Here is a 20,097-nt window from a genome sequence, read left to right on the forward strand (position 1 = left end):
AAAAACGCCTACGGATTTTTTTATTTTTCTTCTTCTTTTGCTTCGTCCTGTTCTTCTTTACGATCTACTTTTTCATTGTAATATTGAACAGTTGTTTGAGCGCCTTCGCTTAACATTTTGTTTTCTGCAATTGTTAAATCATCTGACTCTGCTGCAGCTTTTGCTTGCTCTTTCAGTGTTTCAGCATGACCTTCATGTGCTTCAGGTTGCGTTTGTGGTGCTAGTGCTTCTTTTTGTGTTTCAACGAAGTCTGTAACCTTTTCTTTTGCTACATTAACTGCGTCTAACACTTTGTCACGGTTTTCAGGCTTACTTAGATATGCTGCTGCACCTGCTACTAAACCTGCTACTACTACGCCTTTACCTTTTAATTTTGCCATTGTTGAATTGCCCCTCTCTCGTCTCTTAGATACTTCTTCTTTACCCTCCAGTGCAGAAGTAAAACCTACATTGTCGAAATCTTCTTGCATTGGTGTATAGCGCATATCCCTATGTGGTAAGCATTCGTGCATATAAGGTTCTGATACGGGTTCAAAGCCAAAACGGCTATAAAAATTTGTTAAATAATCTTGTGCTTGAATAAAAACAGGTGGATTGTCCCATTGTTCTTTAATCCTTGCCATAATAGTATTCATCATACGCTTACCTAAGCCTGTGCCGCGCGTTGCCTGCGTTGTAATAATACGGCCAAAAGAGGCTTCCTCAAATATTTCACCTGGGGGTAGCATACGCGCGTATGCAACAAGTTTACCCTCATCGTCACGATGGAGTAAATGTAGCGCCTGCTGGTCATGATTGTCGAGATCTTCATAGTAAGTTTCTTGCTCTACAATAAAGACATTAATGCGTAATTGAATGATGTCATATAATTCTTCCTTGCTTAGTTCCTCATATGTTTTAATCATAAACATTATCCTCACACTCCTTGCCTTATTTTAACACGATTACTTCATATTTCTTTGGGTAATAGTTAAATAACTACTAATAAGGGGGAGGCATATGCGACGCGTAAATTTTCATCATATTGTTGACGTTAGTACATTGCTCGCAGCGTTTGCTTTATTAACTGCGATTGTAATGTCATTATTTTCGTGAAGGGGTAATTGCAAATGACAGACGAATTATAAAAGGCAATCTTACACGTGATGTGCAAGATTGCCTTTTGTGTTATGCTTTTACGTCGTCATACGTACCACGCTTAAATGCGGATACTACATATGAACAAACTGCTTCCATTTTGTAGCCCTCTGCACGTGCATACTCTGCTGCACGGTCGAGTAATTGCTTAGCTACACCTTGACCACGTAATGTATCAGATACAAATGTGTGATTCATCGACATTACTTCACCTTTTTGCACCCACGAAATTTCAGCAATAACGTCATCGCCTTGCTTGTGTTCAAACGCAAAATTGTTGTCGCCTCTATCTACGAATGTGAATTCCATGTTCTCACCCCCACATTTAGTTTAGCATAAAGCTTACTTGAACCACGAAGATACTGTATCAACTAGGCCTTGGAAAAATGCTTTTACCTTACCCCAGAAGCCATCCTCCGAAGTTAGGTCGCTAATTTTATCGCCAAGCTTTGAACTTAAATCATTTAATTGCTCAGACCATTTGTCAAAATCAATATTTAAGCCTTTGATTTTATCCATTAAATCAATCAATAATTGTCGGTCTTGTTCACTTAAATTAATTTCTAGCTTGCTAAGCTGGTCATTTACAATTTGCTCAACTTCTTCTCGTGATTGCGGTGTGTTTTCGGCAATTTGCTTTTTAATTTCTGTTAATAACTCTGCTACTTTTTCGTCACTAACATCTGAGTTACTTGCAATTGTTGTAGCTACGTTTAATTCTTCATTGGCTACATCTGTACGGCTTGTGTCTAATGTTTCGCCTGAACGTTGTTCGTATGCTTTATAAATCCCTGCAAGCGCTGAGTGTCCTGTTACTGGCTTTGGTGCTGCTACTTCTACAAGGGCATCCTCAATACCAGCTGTTAACATTGCGTTGGCATAAATATCGTTAGTAATCTCAGTAATGTTTGAAGGCGTTACAATATCAATAACTAGGCCTTCACCCTTATTTTTTAATGTAATTTTAGCAGAAGAAAACATTTGTGCATTGGGATTACTGTTCGTAATATAGCGATTTAAGTCGCTCCCTGCTACTGTGATTTCTTCCACAGTATCATCATTTGCTACATCTAATGCTTTTTTTACAGTTTGTTTTTCGGCATCCGTTAAGTTAGCACCGTACACTACAATAGGTACACCTAAACGCTCATCAATTACTTTAGCTGCTGATGCAACGGGTGTGCTAACCATTGTCATGATTAAGGCAAATACCGCTACAAAAGCTAGTAGTTTTTGTTTCATATCCTAACCTCCCTAGTAATTACTACGAAAAAAGAATGAGAAGGTTTCACCCGCTCATTCCTTATTATTACAAGTTAAATTTTTTCTGTCCAGCCGTCACTTTGTTTAATTTTACGTGCTTTCATTAATGTGCCTAGTGCACGCTTAAATGCTGCTTTACTCATATTAAACATTTCTTTAATTTCTTCTGGTGATGATTTATCCCAAAATGGCATTTTACCGCCAACACTCTCAAGGTAATCAAAGATTTTTTCGGCATCCCCATCAATACGTTCATGTTTACGTGGTAACAGTGAGCCGTTTAACGAATGGTCGTCCTTTGTATCAATAACACGAACTGTTAAATCTTGACCAAGGCGTGGCTCATTATACATTTCACTTTCGTGTACAAAAATGCGGTATGGCTCTTCAACGCCAAGTAAAAATGTACCTACAGGTAATAAACGATAAGGACGAGCTAAAATATCTTTATTATGCATTTCTTCAAATGCACCTTCGTATACTTCAAGCACTTTTTCTTCTGTAATTAGGCGACCGTAAAACTCACCGTTACGATCTACGCGTAAAGTTACATATAAATGATCGCCCGCTTCAGGCCAAAGCTCTGGTAATACTGGTAAATCCTCTGCTGGTACTAACACTTCACGTGATGTACCAATATCAATATAAGCGCCCTCTTTTGTCACACGGTAAACGCGTGCCCAGTCATAGTCGCCTTCTAAAATTGTAGGGATTGCTGTTGTTGCTGCTAAATCACCGCGGCGGTCTGTGAAAATAAAGGCATCTACCACATCACCAACAGCGATTTCGCCTGTAATTTCTGATGCGTTAACTGGTAACTCTACATCGCCATTTGTTAAAATCCATTTTGAGCTTTCCTCAGCTAATACTGTTAGCTTTGCAACTGCTCCTGATTGTAATTTATTCATGTTATTCCTCACCATCTTGTAATCGTATTTGTGCTAATTTTTGTTGAATGCTCTTGTCATCTTCCATTAACTGAACTAAGTCGGCGATACGGTCTATCGAATGCCAACTTAAATGATGCTCTATGCCCTCAACCTCATCATAAATCGTATGTGCGTCAACGCCAATCAGCTCTAAAAATCGCTCTAGCAGTTCATGGCGTTGTACTAAACGCTTACCAAGTTTTTTGCCTTTTGATGTTAGCGCTAAACCACGATATTTTTCGTAATTAAGGTAGCCATCTTTATCAAGTTTTTGTACCATTTTCGTTACAGAAGAAGGAAGTACCGAAAGTGCTTCAGCAATATCAGATACACGTGCATATCCTTTATTATCAATTAATAAATAAATTTGTTCGATATGGTCCTCCATACTTGGTGTTGGCATATCGTATCCCTCTCTTTCTTATTGTCGTACTATATAGTGTACTACATTATATCGTGAAAATGTAAACAAGGGGTGACCATTTTAGGACACCCCTTTTGTTTATATTTTATAAATGATTTGGCGCTTTGCCTACAGTATGAATAGCATGAATAATTGTACTGTTCATAAACTCTACCTGCTCATCTGTATTTAACTTAGCAAACGCCTCATTGCGCTCTTGCTCGTTTGTTACATAGTAGCTTGGCATGGCATTTAATGTGGTCGCAATAATTTTGCGTTCGCATTTATCGCAATGGCAAAATGTTTGGTACTCCACGCCTCTTAAATAAAATCCGACTAGCCCAACTACAATTTCTTCTGTCACATTTATTAATAACTTCGTTTCAACCACGTTACTTTCGCCCCAATTTCACCAATTTCTTCACATTACACTAATCATAGCGCCTTAATTTACAAATATCAATGAAAATCCTTGTTAGTAAGCGTATTGTATACGAAATTTATTAAATTTGTCTGAACTATTACTTTTGTGTACGCATTAGACGTAGGGAGTTAAGCACTACAAGTAAAGTTGCTCCCATATCAGCAAATATTGCAATCCACAATGTTAATAACCCTGGAATCACAAGTAATAGCGCGATGGCTTTTAAACCCAAGGCAAAAGCAATGTTTTCCTTAATAATACGTAGGGTCTTTTTACTTAAGCCAATTGTGTAAGGTAACTTAGATAAATCATCACCCATTAAGGCCACATCAGCTGTTTCGAGCGCTGCATCTGTACCTGCACCGCCCATCGCAATACCTACAGATGCTGTAGCTAGTGCTGGTGCATCATTAACACCATCACCTACCATTGCTACTGTGCCATACTGCTTGCGTAGCTCCTTCATAGCTGCTAACTTATCCTCTGGCAGTAGACCTGCACGTACATCTGTTAAACCTAACTCAGCAGCGATTGCTTTTGCTGTTGGTTCAGCATCACCTGTTAGCATTACTGTATGGTCAATATGTTGTTTGCGTAGCTTAGCAAGGACACCCTTACTCTCAGCACGTACTTGGTCAGCAATACCAATGATGCCAAGCACCTTAGTGGCTGTAGCAGCCGCAATTACTGAATGTCCCAGCTCTTGCATACGCTGTGCCTCTTGTGTAATTTGTGGTTCTAACGCTACAAGGCTAGTAATCCACGTTAAACTACCTACATAAATAACTTCGTCGTTTACAGTAGCATAAGCGCCCTTACCTGTTACGGATTGGAAATCTGTCGGTTCACTCACTAATAGGTTTTGCTCATGTGCTTTTGTTAAAATAGCTTTGGCTAATGGATGTTGCGAAGGTTTTTCTACAGCTGCAATACGCTGTAATACAGAAGCTTCACTCTCACTAGCTGCTACTACAATTTTTGTTACAGTTGGTGTACCTTCTGTGAGTGTACCTGTTTTGTCAAAAGCAATGGCTTTAATATGACCAAGCTCCTCTAAGTGAATACCACCTTTAATTAATACACCATTACGTGCTGCGTTACCAATTGCCGTAACAATCGCTACTGGCGTTGAGATAACAAGCGCACAAGGGCAACCAACGACTAAAGTAGCCAATCCTTGATAAATCCATGTTTGCCAATCACCTGTAAAGAGTGGCGGCACTACTGCTACGAGTAACGCAATTAACATAATCGCAGGCGTATAATACTTAGCAAAACGATCAACAAATTTTTGTGAAGGTGCTTTTTCCGCTTGTGCTTCTTCTACTAAATGAATAATTTTAGCAATAGTTGTATCCTCAACACGTTTTGTTACGCGTACTTCCATTGCCCCTTCTTCATTTAATGTGCCCGCAAATACTTCGTCGCCAATTGTGCGTGTGACAGGCACTGACTCACCTGTAATAGCTGCCTGATTAACCGTTGATAATCCTGTGATCACTACGCCATCCATCGCAATTTTTTGTCCTGGCTTAACAATCAATACATCATCAATTTGTATGTCCTCAGTGTTTACTTCCATCTCATGTACATGCTCACCATGCGCACGCTTAATAAGTGCTGTTGGAGGTGCTATATCCATTAAACCCTCAATCGATTGACGCGCCTTATTCATAGAGTAAGCCTCAAGCGCCTCACTCACCGCAAATAAGAATACAACTACTGCGCCTTCCTTCCACTCACCAATAATGGTAGCGCCAATTACTGCAATAGTCATCAATGTCTTCATATCAAAATCAAGCTTGGCTAAGTTTTTAAAGCCTGTTATAAAAATATCAATCCCGCCTACAACAATAGCCGTAAGGAAGATACCAATAGTTATGGCTGACTTTTCGCCAAATTGAGCTGCCGCAATATAGCCTGCAATAATAAAGACAAGCGCAAAAACAGCTAAAATATTTTCTTTGCGTTTATAAAATGGGATCGCCTTAGGTTTAGCTCGTACACTGGCCTCACGAACTGTAATGCCATCAAAAGCGCCTGCTTCCTCTAGTTGCTCAATCGTCGCATCACCTACAATGGTTAGCTTTGATGCACCAAAGTTGAGCTGCACATCTTCTACTGAGTCAATACAACGAATATTTTTTTCGAATTTAGCGGCACAACTAGCACAGGATAAATTTTGTAAACGATACTCTTGTTTTGCTGTCATTTGGCTTCCTCCTCCATAGAATGCTCGTAAGCAATTTTTACGATTTGGTACACATGATCATCCGCTAAAGAATAAAACATTTGCTTACCTTTACGCTCTGCCTTTGCTAAATGATGATCACGTAAATAACGCAAATGATGCGAGGCTGTTGCTACGGATGAGCCGATAATTTCTGCGACATCGCAGACGCAAAGCTCTTGCTCAATCGTTAGGGCATAAGCAATTTTTAAGCGTGTTTCGTCGGATAGCGCCTTTAAAAATTTTGCCACGCCTACAAGATTAGGAATTTGCTCACGAATATGTAAAACGTTTGTTTCTTCTAATGATGTTGAACCACCACATGTATGTTTTGCCATCTTTCACACCTCATTCAAATGTTTATTTGATTATAATATAGCACAACTTCTTTTCTCATTCAAATGATTGTTTGAATGTGTAGTCATTACGATTTAAAAAACACCTACGCTACTACAGCGTAAGTGTTAAATAAATTGGGCAGTGGTCACTACCTAGCACCTCATCGTGCATTTCGGATTGTGTAATATAAGGTATTAATCGGTCACTCACAATAAAGTAATCAATACGCCAACCAATATTACGCTCACGTACTTTATTCATATAAGACCACCAACTGTAACGATCTGTTGCAGTCGGGTATAAATGACGAAAACTATCCGTAAAACCTGTCGTTACTAAGCGCGTCATTTTTTCGCGCTCTTCTATAGTACAGCCTGAGTTGCCCTCATTTGATTTAGCATTTTTTAAATCGAGTGCTGTATGTGCCACATTTAAATCTCCACAATAAATAACAGGCTTATGCTGATTTAGCTCTTGCAAGTACGTGTATAAACGATCTTCCCACGCTAAACGAAATGGTAAACGTGCTAATGTACGCTGCGCATTAGGTGTATAAACATTAACAAAATAAAAATCATCAAATGTTAACGTAATAATACGCCCCTCTGCTTCGCTATCTTCTTCAATACCATAACGCACAGCGAGTGGCTCTTTTTTAGTAAAGACTGCTGTACCTGAGTAACCTTTCTTTTCTGCATCGTTCCAATATTGATAGTAGCCAGGTAAATCGAGCGTAACTTGCTCTGCCTGACACTTTGTTTCCTGTATCGCAAAAATATCCGCGTCTTGTTCATTAAAAAAATCCATAAAACCTTTTTTTAAACAAGCACGGATGCCGTTTACATTCCACGAAATAAATTTCATACACTTACCTCCATATAAAAAAAGCTCCGCCACTAACTCGGAGCTCCGCTACTTTATTTTTCGTCACCAACAATTTTCACTTCGCGTTCAAGCGCGATACCAAACTTCTCTTTAACAACGCGTTGCACCATTTCGATTGTTTGGATATAGTCCGTTGCGGTTGCGCCGCCTTTATTGACAATAAAACCTGCGTGCTTAGTTGAAACCTCTGCACCACCAACACCCTTACCTTGTAGACCGCTATCTTGAATCAATTTACCCGCAAATTGACCGGGTGGTCGTTTAAAGACACTGCCAGCTGACGGAAACTCAAGCGGTTGTTTTGTCTCGCGCTGGTGTGTAAGGTCTGCTATTTTTTCGTCAATCGCTTGCTGGTCACCTTTAGCTAACTCAAAGATTGAGGATAAAACATAGTAACCCTCTGTTGCAATACTGCTTGTACGATAGCCTAATTTTAACGCTTCTTTAGATAGCGTGATGATTTCGCCTTCTTTAGTTAATACTGTTGAAGAAACAATAATGTCATTAATTTCGCCGCCATATGCGCCTGCATTCATTGCCATTGCGCCGCCAATAGAGCCAGGAATGCCACAAGCAAACTCAAAGCCTGTTAAACTTGCCGCTGCTGCTTGCTTAGATACATCTTTAATTAATGCACCAGCCTCCGCATGTACAGTTGTGCCCTCTACACGTATTGCGTCAAGCGCTGAAAATGTAATAACAATACCTCGCATACCGCCGTCACGCACAACCATATTTGAGCCATTACCTAGCATTAATAATGGTACAGCGTGCTGATGTGCGTACGCTACAATTTGCTGTGCCTCCTCTGCTGTCTGTGGCAATACAAAAATATCAGCGTTACCACCTAGCTTAGTCATCGTATATAAATGAAGCGGCTCATCAACACGCAGTTGTGAGGGTGCTACGATTTGTTGTAAATCCTTAATCCATTGTGATTTTGTCATGTTCGACCGTTTCCCTTCCCTAATAAACTCCTACATAGCTTTAGTTTAACGACTTTTGCACAGAAAGTAAATTACACTACCCCACGCTAGAAAAAAGCATTTTATTAACGAATTTACGCATTTTACCTTACTTATGTCACATAGTCAGATGTTTTCTCCGTTCTTTCACATTTCGAATCGTTTTTTGATACGCTTGCAGGTGGTTATTACTTATCACGAAAGAAGGTTATGCGATGCTTAAAAATAAAATGCCTATGCTTGTTATTAGCTTGCTAGCGCTGCTACTAGCTGCCATGACCTTTGCCATTATTGTAGGCTCAGTAGCCATTACACCATCTATTGTTTGGCGCGTTATTTTTAGTCATATGCCCTTTTTTGGTGATGTTATCGAAGCCGACTGGACAAAGGCACAAGAAATTATTATTTGGGAGCTACGTGTACCGCGTACTATTTTAGCTATGATTGTTGGTGCAGGTCTTGCCATTTCAGGAGCTGCCATTCAAGCACTTGTGCGCAACTCGATTGCTGACCCTTATATTTTAGGTGTATCATCTGGCGCGTCCGTTGGTGCTACATCAGTAATTTTACTTGGCGCTTTTTCGTTTTTAGGTGTATACGCACTATCTTTTGCGTCCTTTTTAGGCGCGCTGCTCGCGGTCATTGTGGTATTTATGTTAGCGAAAGTACAGGGACGTATTTCTGTCATTCGCTTACTACTCGCAGGTATCGCAATTTCATTAGTGCTCTCTGCCATTACTAACTTTATGTTGCTCATGTCAAAACAAGAGGGCGGCATTAAAGCTGTTATGTATTGGATGCTTGGCAGTTTAGGCGGCGCGAAATGGAGTGTGCTACCAATTCCACTCATTACCTTTATTATTGTATTTACTTTTTTATATTTACAGTACCGCAATTTAAATGTATTGCTGATGGGTGAGGAAGCTGCCATTACACTTGGGATGAATATTGACCGCTTTCGCAAGCTATTAATTTTACTTGTTTCCTTATTAACAGGTGTTATTGTAGCCGTGAGTGGTGCAATTGGCTTTGTTGGGCTTATTATTCCGCATATTGTGCGTTTGCTAGTAGGCTCAAACTATAAGCATGTATTGCCAATCAGCGCATTGGTTGGCGCTATCTTTTTAGTACTAGCTGATGCGGTAGCACGTATTATTATTTCACCAGAGGAAATGCCTATCGGAATTATTACAGCGTTATGCGGTAGCCCATTCTTTATTTGGATGCTACGCCGCAACTCCTATTCGTTTGGGGAGGGTGACTAATGGCTATTAAAGCTCAACACGTTAGCTACAGCATTATGGACAAAGCCATTTTGCACGACATTTCGTTACATGTGCAACAAGACGAGGTCGTTGGCTTAATTGGCCCGAATGGTAGTGGTAAATCAACACTACTTAAAAATATGTACCGCCTACTCAAACCTCAACAAGGGCAAATCATTTTATATGATGAGGATATTAGTAAGCAAGCTGATAAGGAAATCGCAAAAAAATGGCAGTCGTTGGTCAAGAGTCACCTGTACTGTTTGATTTTTCAGTACGCGATATTGTGGCGATGGGACGAGCGCCACACCAAAAGCTTTTTGCGATGGATGCTAAAAAAGATGCATTAATTATTGACCGCTCCTTAGCACAAGCTGGCATAACACACCTTGCCTCGCGCGATTTTAGTTCCTTATCAGGTGGCGAAAAAAAGCGCGCCATTATTGCGCGCGCACTTACACAACAAGCAAACTTATTAATTTTAGATGAGCCTACTAACCATTTAGATATTAAACATCAGCTACAGGTTATGGATTTAATTGACTCATTGCAATTAACTGTATTAGCCGCATTACATGATTTAAATATAGCGGCAGCGTACTGCGACCGTATTTATGTGTTGCAGCAAGGGCGCGTTGTCACGAGTGGCACACCTGCAGACGTACTTACACCTCAGCTATTACGCGAGGTGTTTGAGGTGCACGCAGAGGTTATCACCCACCCCGTTACTAAGCGTCCAAGCATTACCTATTTATCCGAAAAACAATTAAGGGAGCGTTTATAATTGAAAAAAATCCATTTATTTTTAGTTATGGCATTAGCTTTAGTACTTGCCGCATGTGGCGATAAAGCCGAAGAAACACCAAAAGAACAGGTAACAGAAAAAACAGACACTGTTACTATCGAAAATAATGAGCTAACATTTGAATATGACAAAGCACCAACACGCGCAATTAGCTTAAACCAGCACGTTACCGAAATTATGCTGGCACTTGGACTTGAAGATTCAATGGTAGGAACAGCTTATTTAGACGACGAAATCTACCCACCTTTAAAAGAAGCTTATGATAAGGTGCCAGTATTAGCTGCTGAGTACCCTTCTAAAGAACAAGTTATTGATGCAGAAGCGGACTTTTTATATGGGGGCTGGCCAAGTGCATTAGCCGAAAAATCTATCGGTACTGCAGCTGAGTGGCAAGAGATGGGTGTTAATAGCTACCTTCAAACATCATCTGTTATGAATGAACCTAAACTTGAAGATATTTTCACAGACATTCGTAACATCGCTAAAATCTTCCGCATTGAAGAGCGCGGCGAAAACTTAATTGAAGAAATGCAAACGAATGTAGACGCAATTCAAGCACAGCTTCCTGAACAAGATGATCCTGTACGCGTATTTGTTTATGATAGTGGCGACAAAGAGTTATTAACAGCTGCACAAAATATCATGAACAACTTTGTAACGCAAGCAGGTGGCGATAACATCTTTAAATCTATCGAAAAAGGCTGGACTAGTGTGTCAAAAGAAGACGTTGTCACACACGATCCTGAAGTAATCGTTATTATGGATTATGGTGGCACACCACTTGAGGATAAAATGACATTTATTAAAAATGACCCTGCCTTAAAAAATACAACAGCTGTAAAAAATGAACACTTCGTAATTATGCCATTATCTGCGGCATCTGAGGGTGTACGTGCAGCTGAAGCAATTGAAACATTAGCAAAAGGTTTTTACCCGGACAACTTTTAATATGTAACTCCATAAAAATGGTGGACCATAATAGATGGCCCACCATTTTTTGTTATGCTAAGCCTTGTCCTGCCGAAAACTCGCGATACAAAGCATGTGTTTTAAGTAATTCTTCATGCGTGCCACGCCCTGTAATGCGTCCCTTTTCGATAAAAATAATTTGGTCTGCATGTAAAATCGTAGCAAGGCGATGCGCAATAACTAAAGTGGTACGCCCTTGCATTAAATGATGCAAAGCCTCTTGTACATAAATTTCAGAGCCACTATCTAAGTTAGATGTTGCTTCATCTAATAATAAAATTTGCGGATTGTGTAGCAACGCACGGGCAATCGCAATACGTTGACGCTGACCACCAGATAGCTTCATACCACGCTCTCCCACTTCTGTATCAAAGCCTTGCTCAAGGTCTTGAATAAACTGCATAGCGTTGGCATACTTAGCCGCCTGTATCACAGCCTCCATAGGTGGTTGCTCCTTAAAGCCGTACGTAATATTATGCAAAATTGTGCCACTAATTAATGGACTCTCCTGCGAAACATAGCCGATTTTACCTCGCCAATGTGCCAGCGCAATATCATCAATCGCATGATTATCCATAGTAATTTGCCCCGCTGTTGCATCATAAAAACGCTCCACCAACGAAAAGATTGTTGTTTTACCGCCACCACTTGGTCCTACAAAGGCAGTAACCTCACCTCGCCCTGCTGTAAACGTAACATCCTGTAAAATAGGTTTGTCTGCAGTGTAATGGAAAGATACATCTTGAAAGTTAATCTCTCCATCTGCTACTTGAGCTAAGCCATCCTCTCGCTCCGCTGGCATATGCAAAATTTCTTGGATACGCTCTGTTGCACCCATTGCCTTTTGGAAAGCTGTAAAGAACATAGCCATTTGAGCAAAAGGCATAATGATTTGGAATAAGTAAAAAATAATAGCGACCAAATCACCCGCAGTTAAGTTACCGTTAGCCACTTGTGAGCCGCCATAACCTAATATCACAACGAGTACACCCATCATAATGAGTGTCATCATTGGCGAAATAATCGCCTGGATACGTGCCTCTTTTAAGCCGAAATTAAAGAGGTTTTTAATTGCTTTGTCACCACGCGCATCTTCTAATGGCTCTGCACGGTAAGCTTTCACTAAACGAATATCAGCTAATATGCGACCGAGCAGGCCTGAAAATGATGCCATTTCCTTTTGCCTTGCTGAAGCAATTTTATGCATAATGCGCCCAAGCGGAATAATAATAATAAATGCGACGGGCACACTTACTAATAAAATAAGCGTCATCTTCCAATCAATATAAAACAATAAAGCAACTGCACCTAAAATAGATAGTACGCCTGACACGACATTAACGAGGTGCTGGGTAATTAAATCATTTAATGTCGACGTATCTTGTGTAATGCGGCTTATCGTTTCGCCTGTTTCGTTTTCATCATAATACGTCACAGGTAAACGTAAAACTTTATGCCATAGCTTTTCGCGAAGATCCGCTACAATACGTTCACCTATAAATGTTAATAAATAAAAACTTACGCCACCTGCAATTGCCTGCGCAATAAATACGACCGCGAGCAACGCCATGATTTTCCAGTTAAATACGGTTGTCGTTAGGGAGTTAACTAAATCCTTAGTAACTAAAGGTACGACTAAACCTGCCGCTGTTTGTATAAGCGTCAGCGTGAGGGCAATAATCATAATGCCCACAGGCCAGTTTAAGGACTTTAATAATTGTAAAAAAGTTTTTACCGCTGAGGGTTGTTGTTGTTTGTTCATAGCTCGCTCCTTTATAGCTAGTGTACAAAAAAGGAGCGCTCTCTTCCAATGAGAAGAAAGCGCTCCTTGATTTCACTAAAGATGATTAGCGCTAATCGACAACTTAAGGACGACCATAGCCAACGATATATTGTTGCCACCAGCTACCTAATGGCTCAACCGTAACACCGCTATTTTGCGAGTTAATCATCATATTATTTCCTAAATAAATCCCTACGTGCGCAACGCCTGAACCATAACTAAAGAACACTAAGTCGCCTGGTTGTGCTTGGCTTGCTGATACACGCGCTGTCGCAAGATATTGTTGTGCCGCTGTACGTGGCAACGAAATACCCGCCTTCGCATAAGAGTATTGCGTTAAGCCTGAGCAGTCAAAGCTCGTTGCTGGCGAAGCACCACCCCAGCTATATGGCATACCAATATATTTATGTGCTTCGGCAATTGCTGTACCTACACCGCCACCTACTGCTGGCGCTGGTGTTGCCGCTTCAGGTGCTGCGACTGCTTTAGATACTTCTGTTGTCGCATCTTGTTGCGCTGTAGCTTGTTGTGTTGGTGCTGCTACAGTTTCAAGCTGTTGCTGTTGTAATGCACGTAATTGTGCTGCACGCTCTTCAGCTGCCTTACGCTCACGCTCTAAGCGCTCCTCTTCTTGCTTCGTTGCAATTTTAGCTTTAAGCTTTAATGATTTTGCCTCATTCTCTGCTTTTTTAACCTCAATAACGCCCTCTTGCTCTTGAAGCGCTTGGAATTGCTTTTCTAGCTCTGCTTTTTTCTCAGCTAAAACTTTCTTTTCTGCTTTTAATTTATTATTGTCTTCTGTTTGCTCATCAATTAAAATTTGGTCTGCATTTAAATATGTCTTAACAGCTGACACACGGTCTACCATATCTGTAATGCTTGATGCACTAAATACCGCATCTACATAAAGATTTACACCCGTATCTTTTGCTTGGTAAGCACGCATACGATCAGCTAATAATGCACTACGCTTTTCAATACGCTCTGTTGTCTCTGCAATGCTTGCGTCAACTTCTTTAATATCTGCCGCGACCTTTTCAAATACCTTTACTTTAGCATCTAGCTCTTTTTGTAATTTAGCTAGCTCTGCTGCTAGCGCCTTTACTTCTTGGTCAACCTTTTGCTTTTGCGCAATCATTTCCTGAGATGACTCTTCTGCGTTTACTTGCATAGGTGCTACTGTACCAAATGTAATGCCACCTGCTAGGGCAATTGCTAACCACGTGCGCTTTGTATATTTCGAAACCACTTTTAATCATTTCCTTTCATCTAAGCTATATATATATTCCTTCACTAAACGTCTATTTTCACTCAACTTTATCCATTCTAGCACTTTTCACATGGCAAGCACACAAAACGCAATCTGATTTAATCTAAAAGTAATACTGCAACATTATTGTAATAAAAAAAGTAGCTACGAAATTCGTAGCTACTCCTTGGTGTTACGTAGCGCTTGAATGGACAAACGCACAAGTAATATTGCGCATAAAAACAATCCTAAATACGCGGTTGTATTTAAATAAACGGCATATGGTGCATGAATGAATTGAGAAATGGCTAACAATGCTACAGAAATGATACCGAATGTAATACCAACAAATAGCAAAACCATTTGCGAAAATAATTGAGTAATAAACTTCGCATTATGCTCATCCGAAAAAATATCATGATGTAAAATAATTTTTCCGCTTTCTACACGTTGTAATAAATGGTCAATGCGTCGCGGCATCTTACGTAAATTAGGTAACAACTGTGCGAGTTCTTCTTCAATTTTATCACGCGTTGCCCTCGGCTCTTTAAACGGCTTAAACAATACATCACGCATATAACGTGCTGAAAAAGCCTTCGCCTCTGTAAAAATATCAAAACTTGGGTCAATAACTCGTAGCGTACCATCAAGTGTAACAAACGAGCGCAGTGCTAATGCAACGGATGGATAGAAGGCTAATTTAAAATCACGTACCACTTTAAATAGTGCATAAATTAATTCTTCTGTTGGGATACGATCTACAAAGGATACCTTAAGCAGTAGTTGATCAATCGCTTGCTCCATACGCGCGCGCTGGGTTGGGTCATTTTCTTCTACAAGTAAAGTCAGCCCATCATATAAAATGCTTGCATCTGCCTGTTGGATGCCCATTAAAAAGAGCTTTAGCCCTTCCTGTTGTGGTGCACCTAAACGACCGACTGCGCCAAAGTCGATAAGTACAGGTTGCCCCGTATGCTCATCAATAAAAATATTGCCTGGGTGTGGGTCCGCATGAAAAATACCTGAGTATAGCATTTGTTCAAAAAATGAAAACAATACGGTACGCGCAAACTCTTTGCGGTCGATGCCAAGGCGTCTAAAATGAAAGTCAGCTTCCGCAACACTTGCCCCTTCAATAAACTCCATAACAATAATAGCGTCACCACAATACTCTGTATACATATGTGGAATGCGTACTTGATAGGCGCTATTTTTTAATACATTACTGACTTGTACTGTATTACGAACTTCAATATCAAAATGAATTTCCTCACTTAAGCCATCCGCAAAGCCAATCGCAAGCTCCTTAAAACCAAGGTTAGCTGCCCATGCAGACTTGCTCGCAAACCAACTCGCAAACTCTACGAGAATACTCACATCGTTAATCATAATTTCTTTTACTTCTGGACGTAGTAGTTTAACAACTACTTGCTCACGCGTTGCTTTAAGCACTGCTCGGTGAACTTGACCAATTGATGCCGAAGCAATAGGTACGGCATTAAATGATGCAAACACATCATCCACCTTGCCCGGTAGTGCCTCTGCTAACACACGGAGAGACTCTGACTCACTCAGTGGCGGCACACCCTGTTGTAGTTTAGCGAGCTCCTCAATAAAAATTGGAGAAAATAACTCCTTACGTGTGGATAATACCTGACCAAATTTAATAAAGATACCTCCACACTGCTCAAGCGTGCGACGTAGTGCAATGGCTAGTTCGCGTTCATTTTCGCGTTGGCGCGCATATTTAATTGTTTGTACGACACCATTTGTTACAGCAATACGTAATACTTGACGCAAACGCTTTTGTTGACGCCAATATAAACGTACACGTGCAAATATTGAACGTTGACCGCGCGTCTCCTGTACACTAATACCAATCGGATCAAATAACTCAAAAACTAAATACAATAGCATGGCAATGAGTAACATACTGCCAATCCATACTAATGTGCTTACTTCAAAAATTGCATTAACTAAACTGCCCTCTAAAATTTTTGTATGCTGTAGATAGGAGTACCAATACACAAATGTTGTAAGTGCTAAACTTAGTAAAACCGAAATTAAGCGCTTCGCAAAGCTCAGTTTTGTACCAATTAGGCGACCTGTTACTACATAAATAAATAACCCTACTACTGCTATTTCAATCGCAAATTTGATATATAGCATGTTTTCACCTCTTATATATTATACAAATTGTTGAAGCCCTTACCTACTATTACCCTTTACATACAAAAAACCAGCAACGCAAATTTGCGTTACTGGTTAATTACTCAATTATTTACCAACTACTTCTGCCCAGTTAATTGTGCCGTCTTTAACTTGTTGACGTTTTTCATTATCCATTACATCGGATGGACGTTTGATACCTGGGAAGTCTTTGTCGTGGTTTTTCCACTCTGGACGGTCTTGCGATAAAATAAATGCTGCTAAGTCTGCCGCTTCTTGGTCCGTTAATGTACCTGCCGCACCTACTGGCATATTATTTTGTACATAGCCTGCCATTTTACTAATACGTGATAAACCTGCGCCATCGTTAAATGAATCTGGACCCCATAAAGCTGGACCTGTATTAGCACCTGTGCCCTCACCATCTGCGCCGTGACATGCGATACAAGATTGTTGATATACTTTCTCGCCGTCCTCTACGCTTGGTACTGGAACATCCTTCATATCATTTTTCATTGCCCAATCGCGGTCAGCACCCATTGGGATGCCTTCAGAAATGTAGCCGAAGTAAGCAACCATTGCTTCCATCTCGTCACTATCTACCGCAAATTTTTTACCATTCATACTACGAACCATACATCCATTGATACGTTCCTCAAGTGTTACAATACCACCTGAACGACCAATATACTGTGGATATGCTGCTGATACACCAACTAAAGAAGAAGAATCTCGATCATAACCTGCACCTGCGTGACAGCTCGTACAAGATAATTGATTACCTACGAAGTCTGCTGCTACTACATTTGTTTCGTTTACTAATTCGTGCCCATAAAGGATTGCTTCTTTCATAGGGCCATCCGGAACCTCTTCGATACTTGGTGGCGCATATTCAACAGTTGTTGAAGCTGCAGTTGCTGCTACGCTCAAAGCCGCTTGCTCGTTGCTATTTAACATTTTATCTCCATAAATTGCACCGATTAACATCGCACCAATCAATGCAAGACCTGCACCTATCCCTAAAACCATTTTCATAATATACCCCTCCTTGTATGTGTTAATTCCATCTTAATGGACATACAAGAAAAGGGCTGTGATTTTTCTCACACTTACTTCATATTTATAAAAATTAAGCGCTAAGTCCTACTCATCCATCTCTGTTAATAACTTAATTAACAAGTCATCAGTAACAGGCCCTGTAATTTGGTGCTCAATCGCGCCTTCTTCATCTAAAATAAATGTTGTAGGAATCGTAATGATGCCATACTGTGAAGCAATCTCGCCTGTTTCATCTAATAACACAGGGAAATTTAACGCATACTCATCTACAAAGGACTTAATGCCACCAATACCGCTTTTTTCTTGTTGAGTAAGGTTAACCGCTACAATATCTGTATTTAATGCCTCTGCATCATTTTTTTGAAATTCTACCATATGTGGCATTTCTGCTTTACATGGTGGACACCATGATGCCCAAAAGTTTAGTACAACCTTTTTACCTTGATAAGAAGACAATGCCTCTTTTTGACCGCCTAAGTTAGCCGCTACAAATTCTGGTGCGTAAATTACATCTGGTTGTTGTTGTGTTGTTTCATCTGCTGTCTCAGCTGCTTTCGCTGCTCTTGCTTCTTGTGCTTCAACCTGTGCAGCTTGTTGTGCTTTTTTTGTTTGATTATTGTCATAGGCTGTATAGCCAACCCAACCAATTGCCACAAGCAACAATGCTAAAACTAAATATTGAACTGGATTTTTCTTTTTTTCCACGTAGTACCCTCCCATGTATTGTTTAACTTTTCACCATTCTGCCATACTAAAAGCCCTTAAGCAAAAAAGGTTGCTTAAGAGCTTCACGTTATACTATTCACAATTCCCATTAATATCGCAAGTTGCACCGCTATTACCCATCATTGCCAAAGTTGGTGTATCTCCTGCAATTTTTGCTGCCTGATGCAATGTACGTACAAATACCTCATCTGGCTCCGCGCCTACAATACCATAACGATTTTCGAATACAAAAAATGGTACGCTTTGCACCCCAATCTGCATTGCATCATAGCGATCCATATCAATATCTTGTTGATAGGCATCCGAATGATACACAGCTTTTGCCGCTTCTACATCTAAGCCCAGTGCCGCTACTTGTCGCATTACAGCCTGTTCGTCATTTAAATCTAAGCCTTCTGTAAAATAGCCTTTCGTCATAACATCCACTAGCTCTGTACCTTTATCAAATGTCGCTGCCCACTTTGCTAAGCGATGCAATTTTTCTGTATTGGCAATTTTCATAGCTTCAAAGTCATACGTAAGCCCAACTTCACCTGCACGCCCTTGAATGCTATCCATCAACTCAGCCATCTTTTTCTCATCGCCATCAAACTTTGTACGCAAACTATCCAAGTAACGAGGCGCTGCTGTAGTTGGTGCGCTCGGGTCTAATTGGTATGCCTTATACTCAATTTCGACCTGACCTTCATAACCAGCCTCACGAATTGCCTGCTCTAGCTGTACTTTGCCAATATAACAAAATGGACATACAAAGTCCGTAAACATTTCGATTTTCATTACGCTTCCTCCAATACACTATAGGGTATATATATTAGTAAAAAAAGGAGGCTAAGCCGCCCTTTAGTAAATTACTTCTCCGCGCCAATCTAACATGCCGCCAATCATATTATAGGCATCAATATCAAATTGACGTAAATACATCGTTACGTTACCACTACGGCTACCACTACGACATACAATTACATATTTTTTATTATGCTCTTTTAATGAATCTACTGCGTTTGGAATGTCGCCCATTGGAATGTGTACAATACCTTCCATATGACCCGCTTCAATTTCCTCTTGTTCACGCACATCAATTAATACAAGCTCTTCGCCTGCTTCAAGTGCCGCAAGCACTTCATCTGTTGTCATTTCATACATATAAAAGTCTCCCTAAATAATTAAGTTTGACTTTAACTATACCACTTTCTAGCGACTTTTAACGACTAAATCCATCGCCTCTTGTACTGCGCCGTCCATTTTAGCTTGGTCGCCCTCAGCACTACGTACACATTCTAGTAGGTTATCACTCACAATTACGCCAATTGCACGGTCTACAGCTGAACGTACTGCAGACAGTTGCATAATAACGTCCTTGCAATCTTGTCCTTCCTCCATCATGCGTAAAACACCACGGAGCTGCCCTTCCATACGCTTAACACGATTTAATGCTTTAGTATCGTATGCCATGTTTTGACCTCCTTATTTTATTACCTTACCTCGATTTTAATACCC

At 40.3% G+C, this 20,097-nt stretch carries 20 protein-coding genes and 1 pseudogene; 3 read left to right on the forward strand and 18 right to left on the reverse strand.

Annotated features, from left to right (window positions below; all coding sequences use genetic code 11):
• Positions 1-20 precede the first annotated feature (20 nt).
• The 10 genes from CH76_RS13495 to murB all read right to left on the reverse strand — a co-directional run bounded on the left by CH76_RS13495 (position 21) and on the right by murB (position 8,557).
• Complete coding sequence (locus CH76_RS13495; RefSeq protein ID WP_051910287.1) at positions 21-911, reverse strand: GNAT family N-acetyltransferase; 891 nt, start codon at positions 909-911, stop codon at positions 21-23.
• Positions 912-1,167: 256 nt separating this feature from the next.
• Positions 1,168-1,446 (reverse strand): GNAT family N-acetyltransferase, encoded by a 279-nt coding sequence (locus CH76_RS08085; protein ID WP_036144991.1) that lies wholly within the window; start codon positions 1,444-1,446, stop codon positions 1,168-1,170.
• Positions 1,447-1,479: 33 nt separating this feature from the next.
• Positions 1,480-2,379 (reverse strand): DUF1002 domain-containing protein, encoded by a 900-nt coding sequence (locus CH76_RS08090; RefSeq protein ID WP_036144993.1) that lies wholly within the window; start codon positions 2,377-2,379, stop codon positions 1,480-1,482.
• A gap of 74 nt (positions 2,380-2,453) precedes the next feature.
• Positions 2,454-3,308 (reverse strand): S1 RNA-binding domain-containing protein, encoded by an 855-nt coding sequence (locus CH76_RS08095; protein ID WP_036144994.1) that lies wholly within the window; start codon positions 3,306-3,308, stop codon positions 2,454-2,456.
• Between the two features lies 1 nt (position 3,309).
• Positions 3,310-3,732, reverse strand: coding sequence for a transcriptional regulator MntR (mntR, locus tag CH76_RS08100; protein ID WP_036144995.1), 423 nt, complete (start codon positions 3,730-3,732; stop codon positions 3,310-3,312).
• A 106-nt stretch (positions 3,733-3,838) separates the two neighbouring features.
• Positions 3,839-4,123 carry a late competence development ComFB family protein gene (locus tag CH76_RS08105; RefSeq protein WP_036144996.1) on the reverse strand — a complete coding sequence of 95 codons (285 nt, stop codon included), beginning with the start codon at positions 4,121-4,123 and terminating at the stop codon, positions 3,839-3,841.
• 130 nt (positions 4,124-4,253) lie between these two features.
• Entirely contained in the window at positions 4,254-6,368 is a 2,115-nt protein-coding gene (locus CH76_RS08110; protein ID WP_036144997.1) for a heavy metal translocating P-type ATPase, read from the reverse strand.
• Positions 6,365-6,724, reverse strand: a complete 360-nt coding sequence (locus tag CH76_RS08115) for a metalloregulator ArsR/SmtB family transcription factor (RefSeq protein ID WP_036144998.1) — start codon at positions 6,722-6,724, stop codon at positions 6,365-6,367. The genes CH76_RS08110 and CH76_RS08115 overlap by 4 nt, the downstream gene beginning before the upstream one ends.
• A 112-nt stretch (positions 6,725-6,836) precedes the next feature.
• Positions 6,837-7,589 carry an exodeoxyribonuclease III gene (locus CH76_RS08120; RefSeq protein WP_036144999.1) on the reverse strand — a complete coding sequence of 251 codons (753 nt, stop codon included), beginning with the start codon at positions 7,587-7,589 and terminating at the stop codon, positions 6,837-6,839.
• A 53-nt stretch (positions 7,590-7,642) separates the two neighbouring features.
• The gene (gene murB, locus CH76_RS08125) at positions 7,643-8,557 is read right to left on the reverse strand and encodes a UDP-N-acetylmuramate dehydrogenase (RefSeq protein ID WP_036145000.1); all 915 of its coding nucleotides are present in this window, start codon (positions 8,555-8,557) and stop codon (positions 7,643-7,645) included.
• 233 nt (positions 8,558-8,790) lie between these two features.
• Here murB and CH76_RS08130 point away from each other — a divergent pair, with 233 nt between their 5' ends.
• The 3 genes and pseudogenes from CH76_RS08130 (at position 8,791) to CH76_RS08140 (ending at position 11,593) form a co-directional block, all read left to right on the forward strand.
• Positions 8,791-9,840, forward strand: a complete 1,050-nt coding sequence (locus CH76_RS08130; protein WP_036145001.1) for an iron ABC transporter permease — start codon at positions 8,791-8,793, stop codon at positions 9,838-9,840.
• Positions 9,841-9,875: 35 nt separating this feature from the next.
• A pseudogene (locus CH76_RS08135) lies at positions 9,876-10,624 on the forward strand (ABC transporter ATP-binding protein).
• 27 nt (positions 10,625-10,651) lie between these two features.
• The gene (locus tag CH76_RS08140) at positions 10,652-11,593 is read left to right on the forward strand and encodes an ABC transporter substrate-binding protein (RefSeq protein ID WP_051910290.1); all 942 of its coding nucleotides are present in this window, start codon (positions 10,652-10,654) and stop codon (positions 11,591-11,593) included.
• Between the two features lie 52 nt (positions 11,594-11,645).
• Here the strand turns inward: CH76_RS08140 and CH76_RS08145 are convergent, their stop codons facing one another.
• The 8 genes from CH76_RS08145 to CH76_RS08180 all read right to left on the reverse strand — a co-directional run bounded on the left by CH76_RS08145 (position 11,646) and on the right by CH76_RS08180 (position 20,052).
• Positions 11,646-13,376, reverse strand: a complete 1,731-nt coding sequence (locus CH76_RS08145) for an ABC transporter ATP-binding protein (RefSeq protein ID WP_036145003.1) — start codon at positions 13,374-13,376, stop codon at positions 11,646-11,648.
• Between the two features lie 103 nt (positions 13,377-13,479).
• Positions 13,480-14,646: an NlpC/P60 family protein gene (locus CH76_RS08150; protein WP_036145008.1), complete on the reverse strand. Its 1,167-nt coding sequence runs from the start codon at positions 14,644-14,646 to the stop codon at positions 13,480-13,482.
• Positions 14,647-14,826: 180 nt separating this feature from the next.
• Positions 14,827-16,815 (reverse strand): AarF/ABC1/UbiB kinase family protein, encoded by a 1,989-nt coding sequence (locus CH76_RS08155; RefSeq protein WP_036145009.1) that lies wholly within the window; start codon positions 16,813-16,815, stop codon positions 14,827-14,829.
• Positions 16,816-16,923: 108 nt separating this feature from the next.
• Positions 16,924-17,850, reverse strand: a complete 927-nt coding sequence (locus CH76_RS08160) for a c-type cytochrome (protein WP_036145010.1) — start codon at positions 17,848-17,850, stop codon at positions 16,924-16,926.
• A 108-nt stretch (positions 17,851-17,958) separates the two neighbouring features.
• Positions 17,959-18,579: a peroxiredoxin gene (locus tag CH76_RS08165; protein ID WP_051910288.1), complete on the reverse strand. Its 621-nt coding sequence runs from the start codon at positions 18,577-18,579 to the stop codon at positions 17,959-17,961.
• 93 nt (positions 18,580-18,672) lie between these two features.
• The gene (locus CH76_RS08170) at positions 18,673-19,377 is read right to left on the reverse strand and encodes a DsbA family protein (protein WP_036145011.1); all 705 of its coding nucleotides are present in this window, start codon (positions 19,375-19,377) and stop codon (positions 18,673-18,675) included.
• A gap of 63 nt (positions 19,378-19,440) precedes the next feature.
• Entirely contained in the window at positions 19,441-19,743 is a 303-nt protein-coding gene (locus CH76_RS08175; RefSeq protein WP_036145012.1) for a rhodanese-like domain-containing protein, read from the reverse strand.
• Positions 19,744-19,791: 48 nt separating this feature from the next.
• Entirely contained in the window at positions 19,792-20,052 is a 261-nt protein-coding gene (locus tag CH76_RS08180; RefSeq protein WP_036145013.1) for a metal-sensitive transcriptional regulator, read from the reverse strand.
• Positions 20,053-20,097: the final 45 nt, after the last annotated feature.

Origin of the sequence: Lysinibacillus sp. BF-4 (assembly GCF_000743635.1) — a bacterium.
GTDB lineage: Bacteria > Bacillota > Bacilli > Bacillales_A > Planococcaceae > Metalysinibacillus > Metalysinibacillus saudimassiliensis.

Excerpts from the sequence above, each read along its gene's own strand:
- CH76_RS13495 (WP_051910287.1), bottom strand. The coding sequence starts at position 911 with ATGTTTATGATTAAAACATATGAGGAACTAAGCAAGGAAGAATTATAT.
- CH76_RS08085 (WP_036144991.1), bottom strand. The coding sequence starts at position 1,446 with ATGGAATTCACATTCGTAGATAGAGGCGACAACAATTTTGCGTTTGAA.
- CH76_RS08090 (WP_036144993.1), bottom strand. The coding sequence starts at position 2,379 with ATGAAACAAAAACTACTAGCTTTTGTAGCGGTATTTGCCTTAATCATG.
- CH76_RS08095 (WP_036144994.1), bottom strand. The coding sequence starts at position 3,308 with ATGAATAAATTACAATCAGGAGCAGTTGCAAAGCTAACAGTATTAGCT.
- mntR (WP_036144995.1), bottom strand. The coding sequence starts at position 3,732 with ATGCCAACACCAAGTATGGAGGACCATATCGAACAAATTTATTTATTA.
- CH76_RS08110 (WP_036144997.1), bottom strand. The coding sequence starts at position 6,368 with ATGACAGCAAAACAAGAGTATCGTTTACAAAATTTATCCTGTGCTAGT.
- CH76_RS08115 (WP_036144998.1), bottom strand. The coding sequence starts at position 6,724 with ATGGCAAAACATACATGTGGTGGTTCAACATCATTAGAAGAAACAAAC.
- CH76_RS08120 (WP_036144999.1), bottom strand. The coding sequence starts at position 7,589 with ATGAAATTTATTTCGTGGAATGTAAACGGCATCCGTGCTTGTTTAAAA.
- murB (WP_036145000.1), bottom strand. The coding sequence starts at position 8,557 with ATGACAAAATCACAATGGATTAAGGATTTACAACAAATCGTAGCACCC.
- CH76_RS08130 (WP_036145001.1), top strand. The coding sequence starts at position 8,791 with ATGCTTAAAAATAAAATGCCTATGCTTGTTATTAGCTTGCTAGCGCTG.
- CH76_RS08140 (WP_051910290.1), top strand. The coding sequence starts at position 10,652 with ATGGCATTAGCTTTAGTACTTGCCGCATGTGGCGATAAAGCCGAAGAA.
- CH76_RS08145 (WP_036145003.1), bottom strand. The coding sequence starts at position 13,376 with ATGAACAAACAACAACAACCCTCAGCGGTAAAAACTTTTTTACAATTA.
- CH76_RS08155 (WP_036145009.1), bottom strand. The coding sequence starts at position 16,815 with ATGCTATATATCAAATTTGCGATTGAAATAGCAGTAGTAGGGTTATTT.
- CH76_RS08160 (WP_036145010.1), bottom strand. The coding sequence starts at position 17,850 with ATGAAAATGGTTTTAGGGATAGGTGCAGGTCTTGCATTGATTGGTGCG.
- CH76_RS08170 (WP_036145011.1), bottom strand. The coding sequence starts at position 19,377 with ATGAAAATCGAAATGTTTACGGACTTTGTATGTCCATTTTGTTATATT.
- CH76_RS08175 (WP_036145012.1), bottom strand. The coding sequence starts at position 19,743 with ATGTATGAAATGACAACAGATGAAGTGCTTGCGGCACTTGAAGCAGGC.
- CH76_RS08180 (WP_036145013.1), bottom strand. The coding sequence starts at position 20,052 with ATGGCATACGATACTAAAGCATTAAATCGTGTTAAGCGTATGGAAGGG.